Genomic DNA, 16,964 nt, shown 5'->3' on the forward strand with positions numbered 1-16,964 from the left:
GAATAGCCCTACTGACGCGCAATAGCGGGCTCTGTCGTAAAAAAAACCCGGTGGGACACAATAGTATGTGCCCCACCGGAACTTTCACGAGCCTTGGGAGGTAGCTGTCGTGAAGCTAGGTTAACTGCCACTCAGTGAATCGCGTGATCGCCGTCTCGAGGTGATCGCCCCAGTAGGCCTCGTCGTCGCGAATAAGCCTATCAAGAACTTCCTTGGTTGTAGGTACGGCGGACCGGACATCTGAATCGGCTGGCAACAGACTGTCCAATTCAACGTGGGGTACGAGATAGGATGTCAACTCCGTGAATTCGGCCGCTCGATCGCCCCGAGTTGCGATATAGTTGATCAGCTCGAATGCCGCTTCAGCGTTTCGGGCAGTCCGCATCACGCCAAGCCAGTCGCCGCCGATAAGGCCTTGGTTCATGCTGAAGCCAAGGTTTGCTCCAGCCCGATTCGCGATAAGAGCGCGACCCGTGTACATCCCCGCAAGGTCTACCTGACCTGTTGTTAGATGCTGGATGGGTTCCTGATTTGTATTTTGCCAGATAATATTGTCTTTTCCGAGCTTTTCGAAGCTACCGAAAGCCCGGTCCAAGTCGAGAGGAAAAATCCCGTCCGGCGCGACGCCGTCCGCAGCCAACGCCGCGATCAACGAGTTCCCGTTCGTTCTCACTGTTATGAGAGAACGCTTACCCGAATACTTGTTGGTATCCCAAAGCTGCGACCAGTCTTGCGGAGCATCCGCGTCCGGAATCTTGTCTCTATTCCAGCCCACCACCCAGATGAACTGCGCGTATCCAATGGAATTTGGCTTGACAAACTCGGGATAGAATTTTGTCGTATCGACATTACTGTCGAGGGGGAGCAGAAGATTTTCCCTTGTCGCGAGCTCGATTTCAGGACCAGCGAGGTCCACGATATCCCACTCAGCACCACCGGGGTTCGAAACTTGCAGTTTGGCCAAAGCTAGACTTGCATTCGACCCAAGGTTGACCTTGATGCCTGTTTCGCTCTCAAACGGGTCAAGCCACGCTTTCTTGACGGCTTCGCCGTAGGTTCCGCCATAGGATGCGATGTTCAATGTCCTTGTCTGGGCGAGAAGGGGCGAAGTCAGCCGGAGGACAAAAGGCGCACTCAAAGCTGCTGCTGAGCCTTGTAGGAATGCGCGCCGCTTGATGGATCGTAGTGGAAGACGGGTCGTCATCTCAAAGCTCCCATTCAGGTGTTGTGCTGGTTCCCACCGGGATAGAGCCGCAAAATTGAATGGATGTCCAGCAATTTTTTCGGACCGGAACGGAGTCTCTTCCAAGGGCGCAAATCGGGCGGAGCTTCCAGTATTTATCCGCCGAGATGGCTAGGATCGGAGCCGTTTCCATACCGCCCTGCCTATTGCAAGGTTGTTGTTCGCCCTCGTAGTTTGGGAAATAGCTTGACGGGGCGGCAAATGTATTGAGTTCGCATCTAGGCGCTGAGCAGGCTTCTGATAGCTGCTCAACGGTGGGTCGGCCAACTCGGTTGCCTGGAGCTCGATCACCATGGCCGCAAGAATGCAGCTGGACACGTTCAGATGCCACGGCGCATTGATGAGACATTGCAGTTCGGCGCGATTTTGATTCCGGCCTTTCCGCGTCTCAGGCGGCTGCGCTCCGCCCCGTGAGACGCCGAGCAGCGCCCTGCGGGGGGAGTCTGGAAGTGCCAGTCACAGACGCTGACCTGCTTCAATTGTCGAGCAATTCCCTGTATTGGGAGGATGCGTCTTAGGTAGAGGATGTGAGCACGTGAAATCACATTGGCGAATGATCTTGATCGTTTGCAGCGTACTCGGGTTGGCCCTGGCCCGGGCTGTAGTTACACCGATACAGGCTGACCCTGACGATCCATTAGCTGCAAAAGTGTTTCTTTCGATCGCTTTGTTCCACTAGATCGCAGAGCATCGATGAACGCAGAGTAATAATACTAAGCGCGAAGAACAAACGTGATAGTGCCGATTTAGCGCGGACGTAGACGCGTGCTGCACGATATGAGTGGGTTGTGAACCTCGCCAATGGTTGCCCGCACCAACGGTGCCAAGTTTAGGTCCTTAGAGTAGCGTGCGCTGGTTAGGGCGATCGCGGCAGTGTATCGGTTTACTGTGCGACCACGCACGGATGTTACGTCAGTTCGCGGCCGACTTTTCCGAAACTTCTGTATCCGAGACGACAAGGTTGCAGGGCTTGGACCTCAATACGAGCTGCTGAGCGACATAGGCGCAGGAGCATTGGCCGTTGATGGGCCTTTCGAAAATCCATGATGATGTTGAAACAACGCTGCGCAGCACACCTAGGAAGGTCAGCCTGCCGCGATTGCCATCGCCGTCACGGTGGAGAGTTGTCGACGCTCACCTGCACACACGCAACCAGGGTTGTTCTTCAGTTTCAACGGAGCCATGCGTTGTGGCCCCACAGGCGGCATAACCAGTATGTCATAGGCATCTACTAATGAATGCGGCTAGGACTTCAGGCCCGTCCTCGCCTTCGCGGTGTGTTAAATTGAACACCTCGGTGCAGTGCAGAGGGCGCTGGAGCACAGGAAAGCGCCGTGTGCCGAAATGCGCGGAGACATGAACGGCGAACGGGAAGGAGCGCTGCTCCCGGGCCGGACCTCTAGGCGGATGGGGACTGATTCAGATCCAAGAGATTACGGCGGCCACGAGAGCGACAGCGGATAGGTAGTTGGTGGCGAGGCGATCATAACGCGTAGCGATGCGTCTCCAGTTCTTGAGCCTACAGAAGAGCGTTCGATGACGTTTCGTCTTCGATATGCTTTGCGATCGAGCGGATATGGGGTCCTGCGCGCGGCGGAAGACGGGATCACCGGTATGATCTTTGCCTGCTTCAGCCACTTGCGCAGACTGTCGGCGTCAAAGGCCTTGTCGGCGAGTAGCCTTTTGGTTGGGCTGGCGATCTCTAGCAATGGGATGGCCATCCTGATATCGGCGACATTGCCCGGTGTCAGGGCGAAGGCGACCGGTCTGCCGCAATCATCGGCCAAAGCATGGATTTTGCTTGTTCTTCCGCCACGCGACGTGCCAATCGCTTGCGCCCACGCCCCCTTTTGAGCCTTGTGTCGAACGGTGGGCCTTAACGTGGGTGCTGTCGATGGAAAGCTCTTCGGGAACCGGCCCGGAGGCCGCCATCTTCTCGAAGACACGGTGCCAGATGCGCCGTTGCGACCAACGGTGATAGCGGTTGTAGATTGTCTTTGCCGGCCCGTATTCAGCAGGAACATCCTGCCATCGGCAGCCAACCTTCAGGACATGAAGGATGCCGGAGATCACCCTGCGATCATCGACGCGCGGCTTGCCGGGCTTTCCATGCGGCAGGTGCGGTTCAAGCGCCGACCATGCTTCATCCGAGAGCCAAAACAGCGACTGTTTTGCCATTGCTTGCCTCCAATCCCCAATCAGAGGCAAAGAATCAAACAAAATCAGATGAATGTATAGGTCCCTATCCTAGGCGCCGGTGTGGCGATGGCCACGGCCGCCGAGGATGCCGGTGTCGCCGCAGTTTGCTCGGCCAATGGTGCAGGAGATTACGGACGCACGGTGCGCGGCTGTCGACGCGCTGGCAGATCAGGTCGAGGCGCCGCGCCCCTTGGCTCCCTTCTTCAAGCTTGATGCAAAGGGTTTCGACCAACTTGGCGATGTAGCGGGCGATGGTCTCGGCCGCCGAGATGGGTTCTGCGAAGGACTCGCCGCACCTCAACCAGGTCCGGTGGGCGAATGGGTTCGATCGGCTCGGCCGACCGGCCGAGAGCTTCGTCGATGCGGCGACCGAGCTCCGGTCCGAAGCGCAGCGCCAGCGGTGCGCGCGGCTGCGTGAGCAGATCGCCGATCCGTTCGAAGCCGAGCTGGCGCAGTTCGGCTGGCATGTTGGGCGGCAGCCGCAGCGCTTCAACAGGCAAGGATTCGATGACGGAGGAACTGTGGCCCGTTGGCGCGACGAAGGTAGGCCTCGCGATAAAGCGGGCAAGGGCGTGAGCGGCGCCCCAGGTGTCGGCGATGGCGGCGCGCGGCGACGCCCGACATGGCGAGCCGCCCCACCAAACCGTCGAGCATAGCGACCTCGCCGCCATGGAGGTGATCGGCGCCGGCGGAGTCGATGACGATGCCGTCCGGATGATCGGCGGCGACGATGGGCGCGACGCGCTGGAGGATCCAGAGTGCCAGGCGCTCCAGCGCCGCTGCGTCACCTGCCGGATCGGCGTCACGGATCACGAGGCCGGCCACGAGCGCCTGCGCCTTGGCGGCAGGCATGCCGATGCGCACGCCAAGGGCCTCAGCCGCCGCGTCGGCGGCCGTCACCAACCGTCTGCTTCCCTCCCGGCCGACGACCATCAACGGAGCGTCAGCGGGCGGCGCGTTGTCGCCGGACATCCGCCGGATCCGGTCCGTGGACCAGCTCGGCAGGTACAGCGATACGACCCGTCTTCTCATCGCATGCTTCCAACTCGAAATCTGCAGACTCACCGGCCCGGGCACGGATCAGTTCGACCAGCCAGCGCGCCCGGCCGACGCCCGGCACCGGTAAAGGGGTGGAGGGCAACACCGAAACCCGCCAGCGCGTGGCGGCGGCGGTGGGCTGCCCGAAATCCATTGCGTCGGACTGACGGCGCCATCGCCGCAGCGCAAGACCGATCGTTCCTGTCCCTTCGGCGGCGAGCATGAGACGCCGCGAGGCTTTCATCGAAAGCTGCGTCACCTCGCCGACCACGGCGCCGAGGCCGCCATGCCGCAAGCCTTCCTCCATACAGGCAAGGACGCTGGTCTGGTCGCCGGCCTCCAGATAGATCACGCGGTCGAGTGGTAGTCCGGCCTGCGCGACGGCTGGGGCGAAGATGTCCGCCTGCGTGATGCACCAGAGCACGCGGCCTTTGGTGCGAGCGGCGATGCCGGCGGCGAACAGAGCCGCCGCTTCACGCAGCTACGGCAAGGAGCCATCGCTACATCGAGCTCGGTATCCCCGCCGGCGCCGATCTTGAGAAGCGGCGGGCCGTGCTCGACGGCTGGTACCGCGAAGAGCTGCGCGGGGCGGCGTCGGCCCTGATCGAAAGGCGGCAGGAACAGCTCGGGGTGCATGTACAGCGCTTCTTTACTCAGCGCATGAAGACAAAGTGGGGCGGCAGCAGCCCGCAGCGCGGCACGATCCGGCTCAACCTGGAGCTTGCCAAGAAAGACATCGAATGCCTGGATTACGTGATCCTGCACGAGCTCGCGCACTTCATCGCGCCTGACCACAGCGAAGGATTCATAGTCCTGCTCGACCAACACATGCCGAACTGGCGGCAGGTGAAAAAGCATCTGAACGATCTTCCGCTGGGGGAGTGGCCGGCACAAGCATAGAATCGGAACGGGGGCCGATGGGGCAGCACAGCGAAGGCGCTATGCGCTATCCTAGATAGCTTGCGTGGCTTTTCTCTTCCTGCCGTAGCGTTTGCAGCGCGACCTTGTTGGACGTTGCGGCGAACTTTGTCATGAAGGCATCGCGATCCGCGTGCTCTAGTACTCGGTCCTCCGGTACTTCGTTCTCGAGAAACTCACGGAGTGCCTCACGCACGACGGTGTCATGGTGTGGCCGTCGGCGGTTACCGAGTAGGTCGCGTGCTGAAACAGATCGCGTTTGCTCCGCGAGCTGTTGTGGAGCAAAGACCGGATCGCGCCGTTCGGCGCCTCGGGCAATCAGGATGGTGCGAATGCACCAGAGCCGGCGTCGGGCGGATCGTTCTTTTCGATCATGACACGCTGAGTTGGCCGAATGTCGGCCGGCACCCGTTGGGCGCATCGGCGGTCGGTCGCAACAAGGCCGAGGCCTTGGCCGAGCGTCTGCAGACCGACTACCCACATCTGCAAATCGAGGGCCGGCCATGCGGGCTGTATGAGCTCCTTCTAACCGACGCCGATCTCCTGGAGGGAGCCGATCTGATCATCGCGGCGACGGGAAGCTGGGCTGCTGAGAACGCCCTCAACCGTTTGCACGTCGATCAGGGTCGGCGGATGCCGGTTCTCTATGCCTGGACCGAAGCGCATGCCTGTGCGGGGCACGGGGTCGTGATCGCGGGCGGGGGCGGGTGCCTCCAATGCCACATCGGTCGCACGGGAGCGCCCGCCTTCAAGGTCGTGGAGTGGCCTGACGGGGGTGACGCCAATCAAGAGGAGCCGGCCTGCGGCGCGCACTACCAGCCCTATGGTCCAGTCGAGCTGAGCTATGTGACCGCGATGGTCGGCGAGCTCGCGTTGGACTGCCTGCTGGATCCGCCTTCGCAATCGTTCAGTCGGGTGCTTGTCACATCTCCCAGTCGGATCGCGAAGCTCGGTGGGCGCTTGAGCGAGGCGTGGCTGTCTGCCCATGGGCAGGTAGGTTCCGGGGTGCGGACGCTTGATCGACCTTGGCCGACCGCTGCTTGCGTGGCGTGCGGTAACGCTCGGCCGGAAGAGGTAACCTGACTAGGTGGCCTCGGGAGGTTACCGGTCCGTTGCGGGAGCTTAAGGGACGCCGACGTGTCCACTTTCCAAGTGTTAGCCGGTTTGGCTGCATTTCACGTCACTTGCTCATGGCTGGCTTTGCGCGTCAGATGGCCAACCTCTAAACTTGCCCGCATCGGTGGCTACGTGCCGCCACCATCAACAAGCGTGAGGCTTCAGGAAGGCGGTGCCGCGATCCACCGATGGCGTCGTTGCTACGGTGCGGCAGGGAGCGGATCAGTGCCCTCGTTCAGTATGGCGAGGTAGCGACTATATCCGAACACCCGGCCTCGCCTACGCCCCGTCACCTCTTCTACGATCCCCAGCCGCTCGAGATCGGCAAGCGCGGCGTTGACCGTTGGCATCGAGAGGCCCGTCTGCTCCACGAGCTGCCCGGCGGTCACAAATGGGTGCTGCTGAAGCAACTCGTGGACGCGGAGTGCGGAGCCGGCGCGGTCGCTTTCCGCTGTGATTCTATCGCGATCTGCCTTGAATAGATCGACGATGCGAGTCGCAGCATCGAAGGCCTGGTTTGCTGTTTCGGCGACTCCATCGAGGAAGAACTCGAGCCAAGGCTCCCAGGCACCCCGCTCGCGCACCTCCTGCAAGAGGCGATAGTAGTCGGCCCGGTGCGTCTTCAGATACAGGCTGAGATACAGGAGCGGCCGCCGCAGCACTCCATGGACACACAGATAGAGCGTCACCAAAAGACGCCCAATGCGGCCATTGCCGTCGAGGAACGGGTGGATCGTCTCGAACTGCACGTGGAGCAGCCCGGCCTTGATGAGCGCTGGCAATCGGGATTGGTCCTCGTGCATGAAGGCCTCGAACGCTGTGAGGCAGCCATCGAGTTCGGTCACCGGCGGTGGGACGAAGAGCGCGTTGCCCGGTCGGGTACCGCCAATCCAGTTCTGAGAGCGCCGGAACTCTCCGGGACTCTTTGTGCCGCCACGGCCGCTCTCCAGAAGCCGAGCGTGCATCTCGCGCATGAGTCGGAGCGAGAGCGGCAGTTCCTTCAGCCGCTCCAGGCCGTACATCATCGCGTCGACGTAGTTTGAGACCTCGCGGATGTCGTCGATCGGCTGGCCGGCTTGAGCCTCCGTCTCAAAGCGCAGCAGATCCGTGAGGGTCGATTGCGTCCCTTCGATCTGAGAGGAGAGCACTGCCTCCTTGCGCACGTACATGTAAAGGAAGAGCTCTTGGCGCGGCAGGAGCGTCGTAATGCCATCGAGGCGGCCGAGTGCCCGCTCGGCCAAGCTGAGATGAGGCAAGAGGGACAGAATGTCGATAGATGGCTGCGGCGGCAGCGGAGGCGGAACGAAGGCGCGCACAATCTCGCCTCCAATGGGCGTTTCGGCGTAGCGGCCGAGCCGCGAATCGGTCTTGTGATCGTCTGCCATTCCCACATTATGGATGGCGTGAGTTATTTAAGCAATTGGCTCTTGGATTAATTAGCGCCTGTGATAAGGTAAGCCTGCTTAAATAGCGGAACGATAGAAATGTGGGGATCGACAGAGCGAAGCATCAGGATAGTTCTGAATGCGCCCACCGCATCCCGGGCTAACCTTCCTAAGAGGGTGTTTTGCGCGCCTGACAGGACACCAAGAGGGCGGCCGGCGCACTGTGCCGTTGCTGCATTGCACACAAAGCGAAATGCCTCCAACTGCTTCCCCCCTGCTTCCCCGATTTCACGGACGAGGCCGGGGAAGCAGAAAACGCCCCATAGGGCGTTTGCTAACTTATTGATTTTATTGAAGAAAACTGGAGCGGGCGAAGGGATTCGAACCCTCGACCCCAACCTTGGCAAGGTTGTGCTCTACCCCTGAGCTACACCCGCTCGCGCGGCGTCTCCGCCGCAAGCCGCGCCTATATGGCCGAAGAGCGCGGGGATTGCAACAGGGGTCCGTCATCTTTTTTCGAAGTGCCGTTTTTGGGGAAATCGGCGGCTCGATGCCCCGTTTTGGTTCCAGTTTTCCGTGCCGTAGCGGCAGGCAGGGCTGACGCGCCTCGTGCCGTCGGGCGACATTGCCGCCAAAACATGAGGCGGGACTTGCGGCCGCGCCGCTTTTCGCCATAGACGGTTTTTCGAGCAAGCGGAGACCAGACATGCCGAAGACGCCGGCCGACCTTTTCGCCTTCCTCGACGGGCTTGGCATCGCGGTGAAGACGGTCAGCCATCCGCCGCTGTTCACGGTCGCCGATTCGCAGTCGCTGCGCGGCGAGATCCCGGGCGGCCACACCAAGAACCTCTTCCTGAAGGATAAGAAGGATAATTTCTTTCTCGTCACGGTCGAGGAGGACGCAACCGTCGACCTGAAGACGATCCATCAGGCGATCGGTGCCGCGAGCCGGGTCTCGTTCGGAAAGCCGGAAGCCCTGATGGACCTGCTTGGCGTGATCCCGGGCGCCGTCACCGCCTTCGGCGCGATCAACGATACCGGGGGCAAGGTGAGGGTGGTGATCGACGAACCCTTGCTCGCGCACGGCATCGTCAATGCCCATCCGCTGACCAATGAGGCGACGACGTCGATCGCGGCCGACGACCTGCTCAGATTTCTGAATGCGACGGGCCACGAAGCTGTTATCTTGAAAGTTTCCCAGTGATCGCCACATGGAGCCGCAAGGCGCCTGACGGCGCAGGGAAATCCGACCGGCCGAGAGGATGACGATGGACGACAAGAACAATCCCTATGCAGGAAATGGCGGCGGCTACGCCACCAACGTGCAGTTCGGCACTCCGCAGGGTAACGGGCCCGCAGGCGCGGACAAGACGCTGATCAAGGACACGACCACGGCCAACTTCAGTGCCGACGTGATCCAGGAATCGCGCAAACAGCCGGTGCTGGTCGATTTCTGGGCGCCGTGGTGCGGCCCCTGCAAGCAACTGACCCCGGTCCTGGAGAAGGCGGTTCAGGCCGCCGGAGGTCGCGTCAAGCTGGTCAAGATGAATATCGACGACCATCCGGCCATCCCCGGGCAACTGGGCATCCAGTCGATCCCGGCCGTCATCGCATTCAAGAACGGCCAGCCGGTCGACGGCTTCATGGGCGCGGTCCCCGAGAGCCAGGTGAAGGAATTCATCCAGCGCGTCGGCGGCAAGGGCGAAGCCGAGACGGGTATCGCCGAGGCGCTCGCTGCAGCCACCGAGGCGCGGGCCGCCGGCGACGCCCGGACCGCGGCCGACATCTATTCGGCGCTGGTCGAGCAGTTCCCCGACAATGTCGAGGCGCTGGCGGGTCTGGCCGAACTGGTATTGGAGAGCGGGGACGCCCAGGGGGCGCTGTCATTGCTCGACGGCGCGCCGGCCGAGAAGAAGGATGCTCCGGCACTCGCCGCCATCCGCACCAGGATCGCGCTCGCGGAACAAGCCGCCTCACTCGGCAACGCCGCGGAGTTCGAGAGCCGGCTTGCCGCAAACCCCAAGGACCATCAGGCCCGCTTCGACCTCGCCATGATCCAGAATGCCGAGGGCAAGCGCATGGAGGCGGCCGACAACCTGCTCGCCATCGTCAAGGCCGACCGGAGCTGGCAGGATGACGGCGCCAGGGCACAGCTCGTGAAGTTCTTCGAGGCGTGGGGGCCGACGGACGAAGCAACCCTCGCGGCCCGGCGCAAGCTGTCGTCGGTGCTGTTTTCGTAAGAAGGAACGGCTTGCGCTTCCCGTGCGGCTCGACTTCGGGCCGGCAAGCGCCAGATAGGGACTGTTGACACGGAAAGGCGATCGCCGTGCAGGCGGGAAATGCTTATTACCGGCGGGGCAAGGACCTGCCTGCCACAATACCGGTGTTCCCGCTGGCGGCGGCACTGCTGCTTCCTGGCGGGCGCATGCCCCTCAACATCTTCGAGCCGCGCTATCTGCAGATGATCGACGAGGCGATCGGCGGCCAGCGGATCATCGGCATGATCCAGCCGAGCCTCGACGGCCGGCTGCGCGGCGACGGGGAACCGGAGCTGTGTCAGGTCGGTTGTCTGGGCCGGATCACGTCGCTCTCCGAGACCGGCGACGGCCGCTATCTGATCGCGCTGCAGGGCGTATGCCGCTTCCGTGTCACCGAGGAAATAACGGTCAGGACTCCCTTCCGGCAGTGCCGGATCACGCCCTTCGCCGGCGATCTCGACGAGGAGAGCGGCGCCAGGGAGGTCAACCGTCCGGCCCTGCTCAAGGCGTTTCGTTCCTATCTCGAAGCCAATGGCCTCGACGCCGACTGGGAAAGCGTCAGCCGCGCCGACAATGCGATGCTGGTCAATGCGCTCTCCATGATGGCGCCTTACGGGCCGGCCGAGAAGCAGGCGCTTCTGGAATCGCCCGACCTGAAGACGCGGGCCGACACGCTGATCGCGATCACCGAGATGGCGCTGGCCCGCGAGCAGGACGATTTCGGCTCGAGCCTGCAGTGAGGGCGGCATGGTCAAGGACGAGCGCAGCGTTGCCATCGACACCAAGCTGCTCGAGCTTCTGGCCTGCCCGCTGACCAAAGGCCCTCTGACCTGGGTTCCCGAAAGCTGCGAGCTCATATCGAAGGCTGCGGGGCTCGCTTATCCCGTGCGCGACGGCATTCCGGTGATGCTGCCGTCGGAGGCGCGACAGATAGAAGAGTGAATGGTGAATGGTAAAATGGTGAATGGTTAAGAAGTTGACGGACCGGCGCGCACAGCGTTCGTTCTTCACCATTCACCATTCACCATTCACCATTCACCATTCACCATCTTCTACTGAAAATTCCGCCCCTTCGGCATGACCTGACCCGGGGCGCGGGCGAGATCCTCGTAGTCGTCGACCACCGAGGGCGGTTTCGCGGGAAGCCGGACGACATTCGCTCCACCTGATGTTCCGGTTGGACCATCACTCTCCCTTGCTTTGCGCTGGTCGGCGAGCCCGCGCAGGAAGCGCGCCTGTTCGGAAAGCTCGCCCAGCCAATGGGTCAGGTCTCGGATTCTGTCGGCGACGATGTGGATGACGCCGGATTCCGACTGCAGCCGCCCGTCGACGCGGATGAAACGCCCACCCATCACCGCCGGACGGTAGCGGTCGAAGATCCTGGGCCAGATGATGACATTGGCCACGGCCTGCTCGTCCTCCAGCGTGAGGAAGATCGCATTGCCGTTGCCCGGCCGCTGCCGCACCAGGACGAGGCCGGCGACCGAGACGCGCCGGCCGTCGTGCACCAGGGACAATCGGCCGTGCGGGGTGACGCCGGCGCGGTCGAGCCTTGTGCGCAGGAAGGAAACGGGATGCGCCTTGAGCGACAGGCCCAGCGATTCATAATCATGGATCACATGCTGGCCAAGCGGCATGGCCGGCAGCGCCGTCTTCGGCTCGTTGTCGGCCAGCCGCAGCTCGGGCCGGTCGAAGAGCGGCAGGCGCTGGGCGGCGTTCCTGGCGTCGAGCGCCCGGACCGCCCAGAGCGCGGCGCGCCGGTCGAGGCCGAGCGAGCGGAAGGCGTCGGCCTCGGCCAGCCGTCCGATCTCGCCCATGTCGAGCCCCGAACGCAGCCAGACGTCGTGCACGGAATGATAACCGTCGCCGCGGCGGGCGACGAATTCGATCATGCGTTCCTCGGACAGGCCCTTGATCTGGCGGAAGCCGAGCCTGACGGCATGGTTGCTGCGGATGACGCCGCGCATCTCGCCATGGCGCGGCGCGACCCGCGACGGATCGAAGGTGAAGGCTTCGAGTGTGCAGTCCCAATCGGAAAGATTGACGTCGGCCGGGCGGATGTCGACGCCGTGGTCGGCCGCGTCCCGCACAAGTTGCGCCGGCCTGTAGAAGCCCATCGGCTGCGAGTTCAGGATCGCGGCGCAGAAGACGTCGGGATAGAAGGTCTTGAGCCAGCAGGAGGCATAGACCAGCAGCGCGAAGGCTGCGGCATGGCTTTCCGGGAAGCCGTATTCGCCGAAGCCCTCGATCTGCTTGAAGCAGCGCTCGGCGAAATCCCGCTCGTAGCCCTTCCTGACCATGCCGTCGATCATGCGCTGCTTGTAATTGCCGATCGTGCCGGTACGCTTGAAAGTCGCCATGGCGCGGCGAAGCTGGTCGGCCTCGTCGGGCGCGAAGCCGCCGGCCACGATGGCGATCTTCATGGCCTGTTCCTGGAAAAGGGGCACGCCGAGGGTTCTTCCGAGAATCTCCCTCAGCTCTTCCTTGGGATATTCGGCCTCTTCCTTCTTTTGGCGCCGGCGCAGATAGGGATGGACCATGTCGCCCTGGATCGGCCCGGGGCGCACGATCGCCACCTCGATGACCAGATCGTAGAATTCGCGGGGCCTGAGCCGCGGCAGCATGCTCATCTGGGCGCGCGATTCGATCTGGAAGACGCCGAGCGTGTCTGCCCGGCAGATCATGTCGTAGACGCGCTCGTCCTCCGCCGGGATCGTGGCCAGCTCCAGCCGCCTGTCATGGGGATCGCGCTCGTCGTAATGCGCTTCCAGGAGATCGAGCGCCCGCCGCAGGCAGGAGAGCATGCCGAGCGCGAGCACGTCGACCTTCAGGATCTTCACCGCATCGAGGTCGTCCTTGTCCCATTCGACCATCATGCGTTCTTCCATCGCCGTCTTGACGATGGGCACGATCTCGTCGAGCCGGTCCCTGGTGATGACGAAACCGCCGACATGCTGGGAGAGATGGCGCGGAAAGCCGAGGATCTCGTTCGCCCGGGCGATCACATGCCGCGTCACGGGATCGGCCTCGGCCAAGCCGGCCGCCCGGGTCTCCCTCCCGCCGAGCTCGGAGGACGACCAGCCCCAGATCGATCCGGAGAGCGCGCTCATGACGTCCTCGGAGAGGCCCATCGCCTTGGCGACCTCGCGCAATGCCGAACGGCCGCGATAGGTGACGACCGAGGCGGCAAGTGCGGTACGCTTGCTGCTGTATTTCTCGTAGATATAGGCGATCACCTCGTCGCGGCGCTCATGCTCGAAATCGACGTCGATGTCGGGCGGCTCGCCGCGTTTTTCGGAGATGAAGCGCTCGAACAGGCAGTCGATGATATCGGGACCCACCTCGGTGATGCCGATGCAGAAGCAGATCACCGAATTGGCGGCCGAACCGCGCCCCTGGCAGAGGATCTTCTTCCTCCGCGCGAAGCTGACGATATCGTGGACGGTGAGGAAATAGCGCGCATAGTTCAGCCTCTCGACGATGCCGAGCTCGTGCCGGATCAGTTCCTCCACCTTCTTCGGAACACCGTCCGGATAGCGGTTCTTCGCGCCCTCCCAGGTCAGCCTTTCCAGCTCGGCCTGCGGTTCCAAGCCGGATTCGGTCGGCTCGTCGGGATAGTTGTATTCGAGCTGCTGGAGGGAGAACCTCAGCGTTCCGGCGAAACGCAGCGTCTCGGCCAGCGCCTCGGGGTGGCGGCGAAAGAGCCGCGCCATTTCGGCCGGGCCCTTCAGGTGACGTTCGGCATTGGCCATGAGGTCGAAACCCGCCTCGGCCACCGGCACGTTGAGCCGGATCGCGGTCAGCACGTCCTGCAGGGGACGACGCTCCGGCGCATGATAGAGCACGTCGTTGACCGCCATCAGGGGCAGGCCGCAGGCCGCCGCGATCGCGGCCGCCTGTTCCAGCCTGAAGCGGTCATTGCCCGAATAATCCGGCGAGACGGCCAGCCACAAGGCTTCGCCGAAGCGCTCCTTCAATTGGCGGAGGAAGGCGTCCTGCTCTTCCCCATGGGCGGCGAGATCGGGCAGTGCGGCGAGCGACAGGCCCTCACCCCATTCAAGGAGATCGTCGCGGCGCAGATCCGGATTGCCTTTCTCGCCCCGCATATTGGCTTCGGTCAGCATGCGGCACAGCCGGCCCCAGCCCGCGCGGTCCCGGGGATAGGCGAGGATGTCGGGCGTGCCGTCGGAAAACACCAGGCGGCAGCCGGGATGATAGGGAAAACCGTCCACCTTGGCCTGCTGCCAGGCGCGCACCACGCCCGCCACGGTGTTGCGGTCGGCGAGCCCGATCGCCGAAAAGCCGAGACGCTGCGCCGAGACGAGCAACTCCTCCGGCCGCGACGCGCCACGCAGGAAGGAGAAATTCGATTGCACGGCGAATTCGGCATAGGGCGCGTTCATGCGAAGATTCCGTGCATGTACCAGCGCGGCGTAGCCTCCGTGGCGCCGTAGAAGCCTTGCCGGAAGAGCCAGTAGCGGCGGCCCTTGGCGTCCTCGATGCGGAAATAGTCGCGCGTGGCCGCATCCTCTTTCTCGCGCCACCATTCCGGGGCGATGCGCTCGGGCCCCTCGGCGCGGGCGACGTCGTGCAGGGCGCGCCGCCAGCGGAACCGCGCGGGCGGTCCTTCGGGAATCTCGGCCATCATCACCTCGACGGGCTCGGGAGGTCGGAACAGCCGGATCGGCCTGTCGGCCGGTCCATGTCCGCGCACTTGCTCCCTGGCGGCGGGACCGCCGGCTGCCTCGGCGAAGGGAACGGCGATCGCGGCGCGTTCGGGAATGCGGCTTTCGACCATCAGCGGCCGCAGCACCGCCGTCTGGCCGAGCCGGGCGCGCACCCGGTCGGCGAAGACGGCGAGTTCCTCGCCCTCGTCTGTCTCCACGCCGCCGAGATCGGCCTGCCCGATCTCCAGACGCGCGGCCTGAAGCACGGAGAGGCGGACGAGGTCGAAACCGAAGCCGGCGTCGATCACTCCTTCTGCCGCCGTCAGCCTTTCGTGGAACAGGCGCCGGACCAGACGCGGCTCGCGCAGCGGCCGCGACGTACCGACCGCGATGCGTGAGACGGCGCCGTCCACCCTGAACAGCGCCAGTTCGAGCGCCCGGGCGCCTTCGCCGCGCCGTTCGAGGCCCTTCTTCAGCGTCGTGGCGAGGATGAAGGCCAGCTCCTCGATATGATCGGTGAGCATGATCGGCTCGGCCAGATGCCGTTCGGCCGAAAGGTCGGCGACCGGCAGGCGCGGTGAGATCGCCTCGTCGATCCGGCCGAGCGCCTGGTCGAGCCGGATCAGCAACCCCTTGCCGAAGCGCCGCGCGAGCGGCGCGCGCGGCGCCGCCATGATGACGCCGGCCGTTCGCAACCCGACGCTTTCGAGGCCGCTGCGGGTTTCTGGGGCGATCCTCAAGGCGGCGAGCGGCAAGGGCGCCAGCGCCGCCGCCTCGTCGCCCGGCGCGATAGGGGACAAGGAGAAACGCGCTCCGGCCCAGGCCGCTCCCGGCGTGGATGCAAGGCCGGCCCGTGCGGAAAAACCCTGGTGGAAAAGCCGCAGCAGGAGGTCGTCCAGCATCGCCCTTTCGCCGCCGAAGAGATGGGCGCAGCCCGTGATGTCGAGGAACAGCCCGTCCCCTCCCTCGAGCGCCACCAGCGGCGTGTAGCGATCGCACCAGTCGGCCAGGCTTTCGAGCAGCCGCCGGTCGGCCTCCGGATCGGCCTCCACGACGTCGAGGGAAGGATGCATGGCGCGGGCGTCGGCGATGCCCATGCCGCGCTTCAGGCGCAACGCCTCAGCCTGCTCGTCGAGGGCGGCGATGCACTGGGTGTTGTTCTCGCGATGGCTGAAGACGAGCGGCGGCCTGGCGCTCGCCGGACCGGAACGCCAGGACCGACCCAGCCGCTGGCGCAGGATCCGCTCCGCGCTGAGATAGGGGAACCATAGAGTCAGGATTCTCTGACCCTCTTTCCTGAAATGAGAGGTCATGGGGGTTCCACTCCACGATGAACTGCCCGGCAAGGGCAAAACGGCTCTTGTCGATGCCGACGGAAAAGGCCGGATGGCCGACGGAGCCGGCGAGCGGGCCGGCCACCGTCGCGCGCGGCGTGGCGGGGGCAGCCGATACGACGAGGCGAAGCGGTGCGGCCGTCGGTTCCGGCGCGGCCGATTGGCGCAGCAGGAAGACGGGATGCCCGGCGATCTGCGCTCGCCGATGCAGCCGACGCGTCGCGGTGAGGTCGAGCCTGTGCGGATTGCCGCGTATTTCCAGGAAGACGGCGCAGAGGCCGCTCAGCCGAGCGGCTTCCTCCGCGACCCACAAGGCGTCGGCGGGTTTCTGCACATCAGAGACGAGCAGGTCGCCCGGCGCCAGCCCACAGAAAGCAAGAAGCCCGGGCGCATAGGGAAAACCCCCCTCGCGGAAGGCTTCACCCGTGCCGATCCACAATATGGGGGCGCCGGCATGACATTTGCGGGCAAGCCCGGCCAGCGCCAGCGCAAAGCCGGCGGCGGCGCCAGCGTCGCGGGCATCGGGGCCGTGGATTTCGGTCAGCGCGGCTTCCGGCAGGCCGCCGCCGAGTGCGGCGTCGAGGCGTGCCGCTCCCGTCCTCAGCCCCGCCGAAAGCCGGGATTTGGCTGCCAGGCCGGCCTGGCGCAGGATCACGCCGTCGGCCGCGGCCGGCACAGCCGCGACATCCGGGGCGGGCGGGGCATCGAACCGCTCGGCGAGAGTGCCTTCGATCCTGGCGATTTTCCGGCGCAAGGACAAAATAGTTTCCCGCGCCACGGCGGAGGTCGCCATGTCGGTTGCTTCC

The 16,964-nt window shown here is 63.8% G+C and carries 12 protein-coding genes, 1 tRNA gene and 3 pseudogenes; 6 read left to right on the forward strand and 10 right to left on the reverse strand.

From position 1 onward, the window contains the following. Positions 1-115: 115 nt before the first annotated feature. The 5 genes and pseudogenes from JN280_RS09155 to JN280_RS09170 all read right to left on the reverse strand — a co-directional run. Entirely contained in the window at positions 116-1,081 is a 966-nt protein-coding gene (locus tag JN280_RS09155; protein ID WP_244743136.1) for an extracellular solute-binding protein, read from the reverse strand. Positions 1,082-2,662: 1,581 nt separating this feature from the next. Further along, positions 2,663-3,421, reverse strand: a pseudogene (locus tag JN280_RS09160) (IS5 family transposase). A 224-nt stretch (positions 3,422-3,645) separates the two neighbouring features. Beyond that, positions 3,646-3,909 (reverse strand): hypothetical protein, encoded by a 264-nt coding sequence (locus tag JN280_RS40270; RefSeq protein ID WP_446720818.1) that lies wholly within the window; start codon positions 3,907-3,909, stop codon positions 3,646-3,648. Between the two features lie 22 nt (positions 3,910-3,931). After that, complete coding sequence (locus JN280_RS40275) at positions 3,932-4,414, reverse strand: Y-family DNA polymerase (protein WP_446720819.1); 483 nt, start codon at positions 4,412-4,414, stop codon at positions 3,932-3,934. Continuing rightward, positions 4,386-4,952 (reverse strand): annotated as a pseudogene (locus JN280_RS09170) (ImuA family protein); the annotation flags it as partial. The pseudogene JN280_RS09170 and the gene JN280_RS40275, both read right to left, overlap by 29 nt. A gap of 17 nt (positions 4,953-4,969) precedes the next feature. Here JN280_RS09170 and JN280_RS09175 point away from each other — a divergent pair. Together JN280_RS09175 and JN280_RS09180 are read left to right on the forward strand one after the other, a co-directional pair. Next, positions 4,970-5,380 (forward strand): annotated as a pseudogene (locus tag JN280_RS09175) (M48 family metallopeptidase); the annotation flags it as partial. Positions 5,381-5,638: 258 nt separating this feature from the next. Beyond that, positions 5,639-6,481, forward strand: a complete 843-nt coding sequence (locus JN280_RS09180; protein ID WP_244743138.1) for a HesA/MoeB/ThiF family protein — start codon at positions 5,639-5,641, stop codon at positions 6,479-6,481. 233 nt (positions 6,482-6,714) lie between these two features. On the opposite strand, the gene JN280_RS09185 is transcribed toward JN280_RS09180, so the two are convergent. After that, positions 6,715-7,899, reverse strand: a complete 1,185-nt coding sequence (locus JN280_RS09185) for a Fic family protein (RefSeq protein WP_202311633.1) — start codon at positions 7,897-7,899, stop codon at positions 6,715-6,717. A gap of 362 nt (positions 7,900-8,261) precedes the next feature. Further along, positions 8,262-8,336, reverse strand: a tRNA-Gly gene (locus JN280_RS09190). A 269-nt stretch (positions 8,337-8,605) separates the two neighbouring features. Here JN280_RS09190 and JN280_RS09195 point away from each other — a divergent pair. The 4 genes from JN280_RS09195 to JN280_RS09210 all read left to right on the forward strand — a co-directional run bounded on the left by JN280_RS09195 (position 8,606) and on the right by JN280_RS09210 (position 11,099). Next, positions 8,606-9,103: a prolyl-tRNA synthetase associated domain-containing protein gene (locus JN280_RS09195; protein ID WP_202311634.1), complete on the forward strand. Its 498-nt coding sequence runs from the start codon at positions 8,606-8,608 to the stop codon at positions 9,101-9,103. Between the two features lie 64 nt (positions 9,104-9,167). Beyond that, complete coding sequence (gene trxA / locus JN280_RS09200) at positions 9,168-10,139, forward strand: thioredoxin (RefSeq protein ID WP_202311635.1); 972 nt, start codon at positions 9,168-9,170, stop codon at positions 10,137-10,139. Positions 10,140-10,225: 86 nt separating this feature from the next. Then, positions 10,226-10,897 (forward strand): LON peptidase substrate-binding domain-containing protein, encoded by a 672-nt coding sequence (locus JN280_RS09205; RefSeq protein WP_202311636.1) that lies wholly within the window; start codon positions 10,226-10,228, stop codon positions 10,895-10,897. 7 nt (positions 10,898-10,904) lie between these two features. Beyond that, positions 10,905-11,099: a Trm112 family protein gene (locus tag JN280_RS09210; protein WP_202311637.1), complete on the forward strand. Its 195-nt coding sequence runs from the start codon at positions 10,905-10,907 to the stop codon at positions 11,097-11,099. A 110-nt stretch (positions 11,100-11,209) separates the two neighbouring features. Here JN280_RS09210 and JN280_RS09215 read toward each other — a convergent pair whose 3' ends face one another. The 3 genes from JN280_RS09215 to JN280_RS39365 are packed head-to-tail and all read right to left on the reverse strand — an operon-like array spanning position 11,210 to position 16,951. After that, a complete protein-coding gene (locus JN280_RS09215; RefSeq protein ID WP_202311638.1) occupies positions 11,210-14,560 on the reverse strand; it encodes an error-prone DNA polymerase in 3,351 nt (1,116 codons plus the stop codon). Continuing rightward, positions 14,557-16,062 carry a Y-family DNA polymerase gene (locus JN280_RS09220; RefSeq protein WP_244743504.1) on the reverse strand — a complete coding sequence of 502 codons (1,506 nt, stop codon included), beginning with the start codon at positions 16,060-16,062 and terminating at the stop codon, positions 14,557-14,559. The genes JN280_RS09215 and JN280_RS09220 overlap by 4 nt, the downstream gene beginning before the upstream one ends. After that, positions 15,944-16,951, reverse strand: a complete 1,008-nt coding sequence (locus JN280_RS39365; protein ID WP_244743140.1) for an ImuA family protein — start codon at positions 16,949-16,951, stop codon at positions 15,944-15,946. Before JN280_RS39365 ends, JN280_RS09220 begins: the two co-directional genes overlap by 119 nt. Between the last annotated feature and the right edge of the window lie 13 nt (positions 16,952-16,964).

Source organism: Mesorhizobium sp. L-8-10 (assembly GCF_016756635.1).
Lineage (GTDB): Bacteria > Pseudomonadota > Alphaproteobacteria > Rhizobiales > Rhizobiaceae.

Bases quoted from the DNA above. Each gene is read 5' to 3' on its own strand.
- JN280_RS40275 (WP_446720819.1), bottom strand. From the start codon at position 4,414: ATGTCCGGCGACAACGCGCCGCCCGCTGACGCTCCGTTGATGGTCGTC.
- JN280_RS09195 (WP_202311634.1), top strand. From the start codon at position 8,606: ATGCCGAAGACGCCGGCCGACCTTTTCGCCTTCCTCGACGGGCTTGGC.
- JN280_RS39365 (WP_244743140.1), bottom strand. From the start codon at position 16,951: ATGGCGACCTCCGCCGTGGCGCGGGAAACTATTTTGTCCTTGCGCCGG.
- JN280_RS09185 (WP_202311633.1), bottom strand. From the start codon at position 7,899: ATGGCAGACGATCACAAGACCGATTCGCGGCTCGGCCGCTACGCCGAA.
- JN280_RS09210 (WP_202311637.1), top strand. From the start codon at position 10,905: ATGGTCAAGGACGAGCGCAGCGTTGCCATCGACACCAAGCTGCTCGAG.
- trxA (WP_202311635.1), top strand. From the start codon at position 9,168: ATGGACGACAAGAACAATCCCTATGCAGGAAATGGCGGCGGCTACGCC.
- JN280_RS09215 (WP_202311638.1), bottom strand. From the start codon at position 14,560: ATGAACGCGCCCTATGCCGAATTCGCCGTGCAATCGAATTTCTCCTTC.
- JN280_RS40270 (WP_446720818.1), bottom strand. From the start codon at position 3,909: ATGCCAGCCGAACTGCGCCAGCTCGGCTTCGAACGGATCGGCGATCTG.